The sequence below is a fragment of the Pseudomonas sp. HT11 genome (assembly GCF_044875395.1).
GTDB lineage: Bacteria > Pseudomonadota > Gammaproteobacteria > Pseudomonadales > Pseudomonadaceae > Aquipseudomonas.
The window spans coordinates 3,840,575-3,852,914 of sequence record NZ_CP173217.1; the positions used below are offsets into that span (position 1 = coordinate 3,840,575).

The window sequence follows — 12,340 nt, forward strand, 5'->3', positions numbered from 1 at the left end:
CGGGAGGATCGCGAGTCGCTCGAACGCACGCGCGATAAAATCGTTTCAAAGGGTAAAACCGCTCTACATCCATGGCTGGCGAAGCGCATGGAACGCGGTTACTATTCAAACAATATTTTAAAAACAAGAAATAAAACCAGTCCGTGACGCGTACCAGGCAGCTCCCGAACTTGTTACAAGGATTTACCGGGCGCAAGCGGCACCGTCGAGACTGCAGGCGTAGTCATGATGACAGAGACCCCCGCGCACCCAGGCTTGATCTCCCTGCAAGGCATTGGCAAACGCTATCAGCTTGCCGGCCAGGAACTGAACATCCTCAATGATGTGTGCCTGTCCATCGCCAGCGGCGACAGTTGCGGCATTCTCGGCGCCTCCGGCTCCGGCAAAAGTACCCTGCTCAATATCCTCGGCCTGCTGGATTTGCCCAACTGCGGCCAATACCACTTCGCCGGCCACGATATTTTCAGCGCCAGCCCCGATGAGCTGGCGGCAATCCGCAACCAGCAGATCGGTTTCGTGTTCCAGAGCTTCAACCTGCTGCCGCGCCTCAGTGCCCTGGACAACGTCGCCCTGCCCTTGAGTTACCGCGGCGTGTCGCGCCACGAGTCGGTGGAACAGGCTTTGCGCATGCTGGAACAGGTCGGCCTGGCCGAGCGCGCCCACCATCGCCCCGCCGACCTCTCCGGCGGCCAGCGTCAACGCGTGGCAATTGCGCGTGCGCTGGTCGGCAAACCCTCGGTGATTCTTGCCGACGAACCCACCGGCAACCTCGACAGCACCACGGCGCAGGAAATCATGGATCTGCTTCTGGGCCTCAACCGCGAGCAGCAAGTGACGCTGATCATCGTCACCCATGACCCGCATATCGCCGAGCGTCTGGAGCGCAAGATCCTGGTGCGCAATGGCGTGGTGCATGAGGCCGGGCGCCTATGAGCTTGCGGGTCGAGCAGAGCCTGAGCCAACTGCTGCACGAAGCGTTCGTGAGCCTGCGCACCCTGGGCAAGCGCTCGGTCCTGGCGCTGCTGGGCATCGTCATCGGCAGTTCATCGGTGGTGGCCTTGATCAATATCGGCCATAACGCGGCGGTGGATGCCGCGATGATTTTCAAGGACATGGGCACCGACACCCTGGTCGCCCAGTTTCCGCCCAAAGGCAACAGCAGCGCCCCGATGCGCGCCAGCCTCGACCTTGAGGCCGTGCGCGACACCGTGCCCGGCATTGCCCATATCGGTGCCCTCAGTGTGTTCGGTGGCCCCATCGTGTTCCACGGCCGCACGGCTAACGCCAACCTGGTCGGCACCACAGCCGATATCAAGGACGCCATGCGCCTGGTGGTGCGCGACGGGCGATTTCTTTCGCCCTTCGACGCCAGTGAGACCTACGCCGTGATCGGCGACCAGCTCGCTCAGGCCCTGGGTATGCCGGGCGATCCGCTGAAACCGGGCGACCGCATACGCATCAACGACTACCTGTTTCTGGTAGTGGGCATCCTGCACAACCAGGCCCGCGCCATGCTCATGCCAGTGCAGGCCAACGAGTCGCTGTTCATCCCCGCCGAAGGCATGCGCCGCATCTACCCGACGCCGCAGATCGGCAACGTGATTATCCGCGCCACGCCGGGCCAGGACATGGAACGCATCGCCCGCGACGCCTCCAGCGCCTTGAAACGCCAGCTCACCGACCACGATGTCGACATCCAGGTGCCCCAGCAAATGATCGATGGCATGACCCGGCAGAGCCGCACGTTCGCCTATTTGTTGCTGGCGCTGGGCGCGATCTCGCTGGTAGGCGGCGGCGTCGGTGTGATGAACGTGATGCTGATGAATGTCTCGGAGCGCCGCCGTGAGATTGGCATCCGCATGGCCCTGGGTGCGCGTCAGCGTGATATCCGCAACCTGTTCCTGCTCGAAGCCGTGACCCTGACGGCCGTCGGTGCACTTTGCGGCGCGGTGCTGGGCATGAGCGCCGCCTGGCTCTACGCCTGGCTGTCGGGCTGGGCGTTTGCCCTGGCCGCCGCCGCCCTGCCCCTCGGGGTGGGCAGTACGTTGCTGGTGGGCTTGTTCTTTGGCATCTACCCGGCGGTGTCCGCCTCGCGGCTGCAGCCGGTGGAGGCCTTGCGTGATGAATAAATGGCCGCTGTTACTGCTGATCGCAAGCCTGCCGGCCATGGCTGGCGACGTGGTGATCAACCCGTCCGCCCCCAGCAGCACCCGCAGCGGTTACGAGCGCGGTGTGTCGTTGAATGCCCAGGTCACCACCCTGACCCTGGGTGATGCGGTGTACCTGGGCTTGCGCAACAACCCGGCGATCCGCAGCGCGTACCTGCAACGGGTGGCGCAGAAGTTCGACCTGCGCGTGGCCGAAGATGTGTTCAACCCCAAGCTCACGCTCAACAGTTATTACCGCCAAAGTCGCGGCACCGCCGATAACTCACGCAATGCCAACCTGGCCCCGAACGCCACCTTGCTCGGCGAATACGGCACGCGGCTGAGCATGGCCTGGACCCAGCAACTGAACAACGCTGATCGCGCCGGCCGCTACCGTAGTGACGGCCTCGACCTGGCGCTCATCCAGCCGCTGGCGCGCGGCGCCGGCTGGGACGCCACCACCGCGCCGTTGCGCCTGTCGCGCCTGTCGGAACAGGCCAATCGGCTCAATCTCAAGGCTACCGTGGCGCAGACCATCAGCCAGATCATCGCCACCTACCGCGAACTGCTGCGCGCCCAGGAGCAGTTGAGCATCGTCCAGGATGCGCTCAAACGCTCCAACACGTTGCTGGAGGTGAACAAGGCATTGATCAGCGCGGGCCGCATGGCCGAGTTCGAAATCGTGCAGACCGAAGCCGACATCGCCACCCAACAACTCGGCGCCGAAGAAGCGCAGAACCAGCTCGATACCAGCCGCCTGGCCCTGCTGCGCCTGTTGGCGCTGGACCTGTCGACGCCCATCCGCGCCAGCGAGGCGCTGGAGGCCAGGCCAATGACCATCGACAAGCGCCAGGCCTTCAACCTGGCGCAGACCCAACAGCCGGAATACCTCGCCGCCCTGCTGAGCAGCCAGCAGGCCGACCTCAACCTGGTGATCGCCAAGGATTCCGGGCGCTGGCAGGTCGACCTGGTAGCCGGGGCCAACCAGATCCGCGATGCCTACAGCAACAACGACAACGGCAATGGCATCGGCAACGGCAACAACCGCACGTGGAACAGCTACGCTGGCGTGCAGGTGCAAATCCCCATCGGTGACATCAGCACGCGACAGGCCGAGGTGCGCGCGCGGGTCAACGTAGAGGACCAGGAGATCCGTATCACCGATGCGCGTCAGGAGCTGGAACGCAACGTCAATGACGTGGTGCGCGACCTCGGCACCCGCTGGCGCCAATATGAAATCTCCCAGCGCGCTGTTGAGCTGTCGCGGCGCAAGATCGAAATCGAACGGGAAAAACTCAGTGCCGGGCGCTCCACCAACTTTCAGGTGTTGAGTTTCGAGACCGACCTGCGCAACGCCGAGAACGCGCAGCTCAATGCACTGATCGCTTATTTGAACGCCCAGACCCAGCTCGACCTGACGCTGGGCATGACGCTGGAAAGTTGGGAAATCGCCCTCAATGACTACTGATAAAAAACGCCTGCTGGGCGCTGTATTGGTCGTGCTGCTGACCGGCGCAGGCATTGCCGTGCTCAGCCATCGCAGTGACGCCGGGCAAGCCCAGACGGCCGAGCAATGGCTGGCGGTGAAACCCGACGCACTCGTGCACCAGATCGGCCTGGTGGGCAAGATCGAACCCGAGTCCACCGTCACCCTGACGGCGCCGTTCGACGGCAACGTGCTGGACAACCTGGTCGAGCAAGGCCAGCGCGTCGACGCCGGCCAGGTGCTGTTGCGCATGGACCCGGCCACCCTCGAAGTGCAGCTGCGCGACGCGTTGTCCGCCCAGCTCAAGGCCCGGCGCACCGTGCAAGAGATGCAAGACTGGGACAGCAGCCCCGCCGTCAGCCGTGCGCGCCGCAGCCTGCGCACTGCCGAAATGACCGCCGGCAACACCCAGCGCAAACTCACCGAAAGCGAAAACCTGTTCAAGCGCGGCATCATTCCGCGCAACGAACTGGACGACCTCAAACAACAGACTCAACAGCAGCAACTGGACCTCGCCTCGGCCCGCAGTGAACTGCAGCAGGCACAGAGCCAGGGCCAGGGCGAATACAAGCAGATCGCCGACATGGAACTGACCAATGCCACGGTCAAGTACGACGCCCTGCACAAACTGCTCGATGGCAAGAAGGTCAAGGCGCCGTTCTCCGGCATCGTGGTGCCCGCCCCCGGCAGCAATACGTCGACGCCAGGCGGTGGCAGCAGTAACGCGCCGGTGCAGGCCGGCAGCAAAGTCAGTCAGGGCCAGGTGCTGTTCGGCCTGGCGAACATCGAGCGGCTGAAAATCGTCGCCAAGGTGTCAGAGCTGGACATCAACCAGCTGCACCAGGGCCAGGCGGTGGAAGTGATGGGCGATGGCTTCGACGGTGAGCGGCTGACCGGCTCCGTGAGTGTGGTCAGTGGCTTGGCGATTACCAGCGACAGCCAGGGCAGCGCGCAGTTTCCGGTGACGTTGTCGATTCCCAAACTGACACCGCAGCAATTGCAACGCGTGCGGCTGGGCATGAGTGCGCGGTTGACCATCGTCACCTACAACAACGCGCAGGCGATTGTGATTCCCAGCCAGGCGATCAACCGCGCTGACATGACCGTGGAGTACCGCGCGACGATGGATCAACCGGTGGAACGGGTGAAGGTCACCACCGGGCAGTCGACCGCGCAGGGGGTGGAAGTGTTTGGCCTCAAGCCTGGTTTCGTGAAGATTGGAAGTTGAAACGCCGATCAACTGTGAGAGCGGGCTTGTCGGATCACCGTACCGCTGCGATGGCATCAACTGCTTATGCCTGATGTACCGAGTTGCCTGCATCGCAGGCAAGCCAGCTCCCACAGAAAAGCAGAGCACAGAAGTCTGCCGGCTGAACTCGGTCCCACATTAGATATTTGTCAGCTTCAACGCCAACGCCTTGGCCTGAATCGCCACGTCGGTCACCGCTGTGCTTTCCCACCACATCCCGCGCAACGGCGGGCCCATGGCGAACAGGCGGCGGCTGACATTGCCCTTGGCATCCAGCACAGCGCCCGACACGTCCGCCGCAATCCCCAACGCCAATGGCCCGGGCTGGATCAACCCACGCTTGAGCAACTGCTGGGGCAACGGCCGGGCCACGCGACGCCAGTCGTACTCAATGCCACTGGAATTGATCAACGCCGCCCCCGACACCTGCGTCACCCCCTGCTCGCCGCGACGACGCACGCGGACAGTCACACCGCCGTCCGAGGCCACCAGGCCCTTGAACGATGCTGCATGAATGCGCAACCGCCCTTCGTCCTGCAACCGAGCCACCAATTGCGCGCTCAACGGCGGCGAACGGTGATGATGACTTTCCCACCACGGCCGTACATGGCGCACGAACTGGCGTTTTTCGACGTCGCTGGCCTGGCTCCACAAACGGGCAACATGCGCGCGCACGGTGTCCAGCGGCGCCTGCCAATCGATGCCTTGCTGCAGCGCACTGCGGCATTGGCGGCGCACCTCGCGCAGCAATTGCCTCGGGCTGCGCAGGCGATGGTCCTCGGCGAGAAAATCCACCCAGCCCGGGGGCTGGCGCCGTACATGCGGCAGCAGCCCGTGGCGCGAAAAAATCTCGATCGGACCACGATGGCCGGCCTGCTCCAGCGAGACCACGGCGTCCACCATGGTCAGCCCGGAGCCGATGATCAGTACCGTCGATTGCGGGTCGATCAGGGTCATCGCCTGCACGTCCCACGGGTCCACGGCTGCCGCGTTCAAGCCGCTGGAGTCGGTCTGCGGCGTACGCGCTGCGGGAAACATGCCGGTGGCCAATACCGCGAAGGCGCCGCGCAGTTGCTGGCCGTTATCAAGTGTCAGCACTGTGGCGCTCTCATCCACGTGCAGGTCGATGACCTCGCCACGCACATGCTCCACCGTCGAAGCCGACAACGCCTTGGCTTCGGCCAGCCGCTGCTGCGCGTACAGCCCAAAGATCCCGCGCGGCGGGAACAGCTCACTGATCGGCACCGCTTGCTGGTGCGCCTGCGGCCACTCACCGGCGCCGATGTAGTCGGTGAGCCATTGGGTCAGGTCGTCGGCGTTATCCGGGTCGACGCTCATGCGCGCGGCGTTGCCGTTCAAAGTGTGGCCCAGCTCGACCGCGCTGTAGGCCTCGCCACGGCCCAGTTCGGCGCGGGGCTCAATCACCAGGATGCGACGCTCCCCAGGCAGGCGCAGCAATTGTACGGCCAACATCGTGCCGCTCAGGCCGCCGCCGATGATCAAGACATCAGCGTTGCGGGTGGATTCAGTCATGCACATCGCCCTTACTGTTTACCCAGATAAATATCGTGCAAATCGCCGCGCGCCCGCAGTTCAGCGGCGCTGCCACCCAAGACCACCCGCCCAGTATCCAGCACGTAGCCCTGGGACGCATAGGTGAGCGCGACGTTGATGTTCTGCTCGGCGATCAAAAAGCTCACCTGCTGCTCACGGTTGAGCTGGGCGATGATCGCGAAAATTTCCTGCACGATCATCGGCGCCAGGCCCATCGACGGCTCATCGAGCAACACCAGGGTGGGCCGCGTCATCAATGCGCGGCCGATGGCGACCATCTGCTGTTCGCCGCCGGAGGTCAGCCCGGCACGCGTGTGGCGCTTGGTCTTGAGGCGTGGAAACCAGGCGTAGATGCGTTCCAGGTCATGCTCCATGGCCTTGCGGCTCAGGCGCCGCACAAAGCCGCCACTGCGCAGATTGTCTTCGACCGTCAGCTGGCCGAACACATGCCGGCCCTCCAACACATGGACCATGCCCTCACGCACGCGCTGGCTGGGGTCGATGCCGGCAAGGTCGCGGCCGGCGTATTCGATCACGCCCCGGCTGACCTCGGCCCGTTCGGCACGCACCAGCCCCGAGATCGCCTTGAGCGTGGTGCTTTTGCCCGCGCCATTGGCACCGAGCAAGGCAACGATGGCGCCCTTGGGCACACTCAAGGACACCCCGGCCACCGCCAGGATTGCGCCGTCATAGATCACTTCGATGTCATCGACCGTCAACAGCGCTTGGCTGGCGGACTCGGCGGCGGGTTGGCTCATGAGTTATTCATCCCCGGTGCAGGTGCGCGGCGTCAGGCCTTTTTCCTTGGCGAACGCGGCGGATTTTTCGTCAATCAATGGGCGCAGCAACGCGCGGTCGGCAGCGATCCAGTCGCTGATCAGCGTCCAGTTGGCGCCGTCCCATTGCTGCACCCGCGCCGAACCGCCGCCTTCATGGTCGCGGCACGACAGTTTGAGGTTCTGCATCAGGCCCAGGTAGCCCATGTCCTTCAAGCGCGCGTCGTCGATGTTCAAGTGTTCCAGGCCCCAACGGCCTTCTTCGCCGTTGAGCGGGCGCTTGCCGAATTTTGCCTGGCCGGTGCGGATCGCTTCCACGGCCACGGCGGCGTTCACCAGGCCGGAGTTGTAGTAGACGCTGCCGAAGTTTTTCAGGTCCTTGAGGTCACTGTGGCCCTTGTCGAGGATGGACTGCTTGAGGCGTTTGTGGATCTCGAAGTCGGCACCGGCCGGGTATGGCGTCAGCGCCAGATAGCCTTTGGCGGACGCGCCGGCAGGCAGCACGTCTTCGCTGGAGCTGGCCCAGATATCGCCGATGATATGGTCGACCGGGAAGCCAAAACGCGCGGCGGTTTTCACCGCCACCGGCGTGGAGACGCCCCAGGTGCGCAGGAACACCCAGTCCGGGTTCGCCTGGCGGACCTGCCGCCATTGCGCCGACTGTTCATTACCCGGATCGGCCACCGGAATCTGGATATTTTCAAAGCCGTATTTCTCTGCCAGCAACTTCAGCGGGCCAAGGGTTTCGCGCCCATAGGCCGAGTCGTGGTAGACCGTGGCGATCTTCTTGCCCTTGAGTTTGTCGAAACCGCCTTCGCGCTGGGCGATGTAGTTCACCAGGGTTGAGGCTTCGCTGTAAAAGGTCAGCATCACCGGGAAGTTGTACGGGAACACCGTGCCGTCGGTGGCTTCGGTGCGGCCGTAACCGAGGGTGATCAGCGGGATCTTGTCCACCTCGGCACGCTCACTCAGCGCGTACGCCGCCGGGGCGCCATTGGGTTGATAGACCGCGACCGGCGCGCCATCCAGGCCATTCTTGAAGCGCTCGTAGCACTCGATGCCCTTCTCCGCCGTCCACTCGGTTTCGCATTCCTGCCACACCAGTTTCACGCCATTGATGCCGCCTTCGACCTCGTTGATATAACGCAGGTAGTCGATCATCCCGGCCCACACCTGCACGCCGCTGGAGGCGTACGCGCCCACACGGTAGGTGGCCAGGGGAATGAATTGCTGGTCGGGCGAGGCCGTCGCCTGGGGCACAGTGCCCGCCAAGGCGGCCAGCGCAAAGGCGGCGCCGACCAGGGAACGTTTCAGGGTTGCACGCATGTTGGATTCTCTTGAGGGAATGTTAGAAGCGCAGCGGCCACTGCCGCAGACGGTCACGCAGGTTGTGCAACAGACGAATCAACCCCTCGGGTTCCTTGATCAGGAACACGATGATCAACACGCCAAAGATGATTTTTTGCAGGTTCTGCAATTGCCCCGCATCCACCGAGCCGCCGAACAAAGCCTGCCCGGCATGGCTGAGCAAAATCGGCAGCAGGCTGATAAACGCCGCGCCGACAAAGTTGCCGGCGATGCTGCCCATGCCGCCGATAATGATGATGAACAGGATCTGGAACGAGCGGTTGATATCAAAGCTGCTGGCGCTGGCCGTGCCCAAGTAAGCGAAGGCCCACAGCGCACCGGCAATGCCTAAGTAGAACGAACTGACGGCGAACGCCAGGCGCTTGTAACGCACCACCGGGATACCGACCACGGCGGCGGCGGTGTCCATGTCACGGATCGCCATCCAGTTGCGGCCGACCTGGCTGCGCACCAGGTTGACGGCGGTCCAGGTCAGCAGCAACACCGTGACCAGCGTCAATAGGTAACGCCCCAGCGGCGTGTTGAGGTCATGGCCGAACAGCGCCAGTTGCGGCGCAGAAATGGTGCCGGAGGAGCCGTAGTTGTAGAATCAGGGAAATTTGACGAACAGCCACTCCAGGAAAAACTGCGCGGCCAACGTGGTGACCATCAGGTAAAAACCCTTGATCCGCGAACTGGGCAGGCCGAACAACAGCCCCACCAACGCGCTGATCACCCCACCGCCGAGCAGCGCCACCGGCAAACCGAGCGCCGGCAGACGCAGCAAAAACCCGTAGGTGGCGAACGCGCCGACGGCCATGAAACCGGCCGCGCCCACCGAGGTTTGCCCGGTGTAGCCGGTCAGCAGGTTCAAGCCCAGCCCGGCCAGTGACAGCACCAGAAACGGGACGAGGATTGCATTGAGCCAATAGTCATTGCCCCACAGCGGCACGACAACAAAGGCCAGCGCCAACAGGCCGATCAGGCCCCAGGGCACGCGTCGCTGGATCAACACCAACGGTGCGGTTTGTTGAACGACAGGAATCGACATGGGTTCAGACTCGCTCGATGGCGCGCTCGCCGAACAGGCCGGCGGGACGGATATACAGGAAGGCCAGGGCCAGTACGTAGGCGAACCACGGCGTGATGCCGCCGCCGATCAGCGGGCCGATATACACCTCGGCGAGGTTTTCCGCCGCGCCGACAATCAGACCGCCGACAATCGCTCCGCCAATCGAGGTAAAGCCGCCGATGATCAGCACCGGCAAGGCCTTGAGCACCACCAGCGACAGCGAAAACTGCACCCCTTGGCGCGCGCCCCACAGCAGCCCCGCCACCAGCCCGACCACACCGGCCACGGCCCAGACGATCTGCCAGATGCGGTTGAGGTTGATGCCGATGGACAGCGCCGCCGTGGTGTCATCCGCCACCGCGCGCAACGACACGCCGATGCGTGTCTTGTTGAACAGCAACGCCAACACCGTGACCAGCACCACCGCCGCCGCGGCGGCGATGAGGTCGAACTGGCTGAGCATCAGTGGCCCGACAAACAGCGGCACGTCGTCAATGCCCAAATCCAGCGCGCGCACCTGCGAGCCCATCAAGCCCTGGGCCAGGCCTTCGATAATGAACGACAGGCCCAACGTGGCCATGAACAGAGTGATCTGCGAACGGTTCACCAACGGGCGCAACACCAGCCGCTCGATCAGCAAGGCGCCGACGATCATCACGATCACCGTCAGCAGCAGCGCCAGGGCGAACGGCACCCCTTGGTCATGCAGGCTGACGAAGGTCAGCGCGGCGAACAGCAGCATCGAGCCCTGGGCGAAATTGAACACGCCGCTGGCCTTGTAGATCAGCACGAAGCCGATGGCGACCAGCGAGTACAGGGTGCCGGCGAGCAAGCCGCCGAGCAGGGTTTCGAAAAAGAACGTCATCAGTGTGCGACTCCCAGGTAGGCGCTGATCACTTCGGGGTTGGCCTGAACCTCGGCGGGCGTGCCGTCGCCGACCTTGCGCCCGTAGTCGAGCACCACCACATGGTCGGACAGGCCCATGACCACGCCCATGTCGTGCTCGATCAAGACCACGGTGGTGCCCAGGTCGCGGTTCACGTCGGCGACGAAGCGCGCCATTTCGTGTTTTTCTTCGGCGTTCATCCCGGCCATGGGTTCGTCGAGCAGCAGCAGGCTGGGGCCTGCGATCAACGCGCGGCCCAACTCCACACGTTTTTGCAGGCCGTAGGACAGGTTGCCCACCAGCACGTCGCGGTGGGCTTGTAGCTCCAGGAATTCGAGGATGCCCTGGGCACGCAGGCGGAAGGCCTCGGCCTCACGCCGGGCGCGCGGCAAGCCCAGGGCCTGTTCGATAAAGGTGCTGCGCATATGCCGCGACAGGCCGGTGAGGATGTTGTCGAGCACGCTCATTTTTTTGAACAGCGCGTTGTTCTGGAAGGTGCGGCCGATGCCGCGCCGCGCCGCGCCCAATGGGTCGATGCGGTGGAAGTGTTGTTGCTCGAAGACGATCTCGCCGGCGTCAAAGCGGTACACGCCGTTGAGCACATTGAGCAACGAACTCTTGCCGGCGCCATTTGGCCCGATCAGCGCGCAAATCTCGCCGCGCTGCACGTCAAACGACAGGGCATTGATCGCCTTGACGCCCTTGAATGACAACGAAATGTCGCGCACCTGGAGAATGGCCTGGCTCATGCGATGTCCCGTTTGAATTCGGCCAGCCATGTCGGCTCGGCCTTGGATTTAAGCGGTTGCCAGATGTAGGACAGACGCTGAAAGCCCAGCAGCCTGCGCACTCGGTTTTTCAGCAAGCGGCGCAGGCCACTTTGCGGGTGGGCGATGGCCCAGTCGCACAGGCGTCGGCGCCAGGTACCGTGGGGCGCCAGGCGGCTTTCGATGTCGTCGGCCAGGTGGTGCAAACGCTCAGGTGATAACAGCAGGCCGGTCGGAGCAACTTCACTGCGATCGCGTCGGGCCGAGGCGAGGTTTTCCGGAAACGCCAGGCCATGGCCGCTGTTGAGCCACTGCTCCAGCACCACGGCCAACCCGCCCTGCCAGTGAGTGCCCTCCTCGCTCCACAACGCGCTTTCGCCGGTGGGTTGCCACCAGCGCTGCAAGTGCTGCGCCGGGTCCAGCGGGCCGAGCAACTGGGCGAAATCCAGTCGATTGGCAGACGCCCAGTGCCGCACTTGCCGGCGGTCTTGCACATACGAATGGGTCGGGCGCATACGCCACAGCTGTTGGTAAAGGACTTCGGGCTCGAGGTCATCGGCCAGGGTCACCACCTGCCCGCCGACCGATTGCGCAGCCAACGCCAACAACAGCAGGTTCGGCTCGAACGCGCCGCTGAGGGCCAGCCGCGACTGCTCGCCAAAGCCATGCTGGCGCAACCCATCGGCCAGGCGCTCGACGTCGCGCAAGGCATCAATCCACCGCCAGGCATACCACTGGCCCTGGCGCTTGTGGCGCAGGGCCGTCTGCAAGGGCGTGATTTGCGCCCAGTGGCGCAGGTGTTCCAAAGGTTCGGACAGGTTGCCGAGCAGTTCGGCGGGCCATTCCAGGCCCAGCGGACGTTTGAGTTCGTGCACGCTCATAGGGGTGATGCTCCTATTAAAGTGATGTGCGTGCGGTGGTCCGCTGGCTGAGTTATTTGGATCAATACAGTTTTACTGTGGGAGCTGGCTTGCCTGCGATAACGGTGTGTCAGTCGGCACATTTCCAGCTGACCCGACGCTATCGCAGGCAAGCCAGCTCCCACATGGATTGGGT

The 12,340-nt window shown here is 63.6% G+C and carries 10 protein-coding genes and 1 pseudogene; 4 read left to right on the forward strand and 7 right to left on the reverse strand.

Features of this window, described 5'->3' with window-relative positions:
* Positions 1 to 225: 225 nt before the first annotated feature.
* Genes ABWL43_RS17615 through ABWL43_RS17630 form a run of 4 tightly spaced genes read left to right on the forward strand, consistent with a single transcriptional unit; the run spans position 226 to position 4,861 of the window.
* Positions 226 to 933, forward strand: a complete 708-nt coding sequence (locus tag ABWL43_RS17615; RefSeq protein ID WP_262209178.1) for an ABC transporter ATP-binding protein — start codon at positions 226 to 228, stop codon at positions 931 to 933.
* Positions 930 to 2,129 carry an ABC transporter permease gene (locus ABWL43_RS17620; RefSeq protein WP_145164055.1) on the forward strand — a complete coding sequence of 400 codons (1,200 nt, stop codon included), beginning with the start codon at positions 930 to 932 and terminating at the stop codon, positions 2,127 to 2,129. Before ABWL43_RS17615 ends, ABWL43_RS17620 begins: the two co-directional genes overlap by 4 nt.
* Positions 2,122 to 3,615: a TolC family protein gene (locus tag ABWL43_RS17625; RefSeq protein ID WP_404483327.1), complete on the forward strand. Its 1,494-nt coding sequence runs from the start codon at positions 2,122 to 2,124 to the stop codon at positions 3,613 to 3,615. The genes ABWL43_RS17620 and ABWL43_RS17625 overlap by 8 nt, the downstream gene beginning before the upstream one ends.
* Positions 3,605 to 4,861, forward strand: coding sequence for an efflux RND transporter periplasmic adaptor subunit (locus ABWL43_RS17630; protein ID WP_404483329.1), 1,257 nt, complete (start codon positions 3,605 to 3,607; stop codon positions 4,859 to 4,861). Before ABWL43_RS17625 ends, ABWL43_RS17630 begins: the two co-directional genes overlap by 11 nt.
* Before the next feature lie 159 nt (positions 4,862 to 5,020).
* On the opposite strand, the gene ABWL43_RS17635 is transcribed toward ABWL43_RS17630, so the two are convergent.
* From ABWL43_RS17635 to ABWL43_RS17665, 7 genes and pseudogenes are all read right to left on the reverse strand, one after another.
* A complete protein-coding gene (locus ABWL43_RS17635; RefSeq protein ID WP_404483331.1) occupies positions 5,021 to 6,415 on the reverse strand; it encodes an FAD/NAD(P)-binding protein in 1,395 nt (464 codons plus the stop codon).
* Between the two features lie 11 nt (positions 6,416 to 6,426).
* A complete protein-coding gene (locus tag ABWL43_RS17640) occupies positions 6,427 to 7,194 on the reverse strand; it encodes an ABC transporter ATP-binding protein (protein WP_262209163.1) in 768 nt (255 codons plus the stop codon).
* Positions 7,195 to 7,197: 3 nt separating this feature from the next.
* On the reverse strand, positions 7,198 to 8,538 hold the full coding sequence (locus ABWL43_RS17645; protein WP_404483333.1) for an ABC transporter substrate-binding protein: 1,341 nt from the start codon (positions 8,536 to 8,538) through the stop codon (positions 7,198 to 7,200).
* Between the two features lie 22 nt (positions 8,539 to 8,560).
* Positions 8,561 to 9,610, reverse strand: a pseudogene (locus ABWL43_RS17650) (branched-chain amino acid ABC transporter permease).
* Positions 9,611 to 9,614: 4 nt separating this feature from the next.
* Positions 9,615 to 10,496 (reverse strand): branched-chain amino acid ABC transporter permease, encoded by an 882-nt coding sequence (locus ABWL43_RS17655; protein ID WP_145164041.1) that lies wholly within the window; start codon positions 10,494 to 10,496, stop codon positions 9,615 to 9,617.
* A complete protein-coding gene (locus tag ABWL43_RS17660) occupies positions 10,496 to 11,266 on the reverse strand; it encodes an ABC transporter ATP-binding protein (protein WP_242199404.1) in 771 nt (256 codons plus the stop codon). Before ABWL43_RS17660 ends, ABWL43_RS17655 begins: the two co-directional genes overlap by 1 nt.
* A complete protein-coding gene (locus ABWL43_RS17665) occupies positions 11,263 to 12,165 on the reverse strand; it encodes an AMP-binding protein (protein WP_404483335.1) in 903 nt (300 codons plus the stop codon). Before ABWL43_RS17665 ends, ABWL43_RS17660 begins: the two co-directional genes overlap by 4 nt.
* Between the last annotated feature and the right edge of the window lie 175 nt (positions 12,166 to 12,340).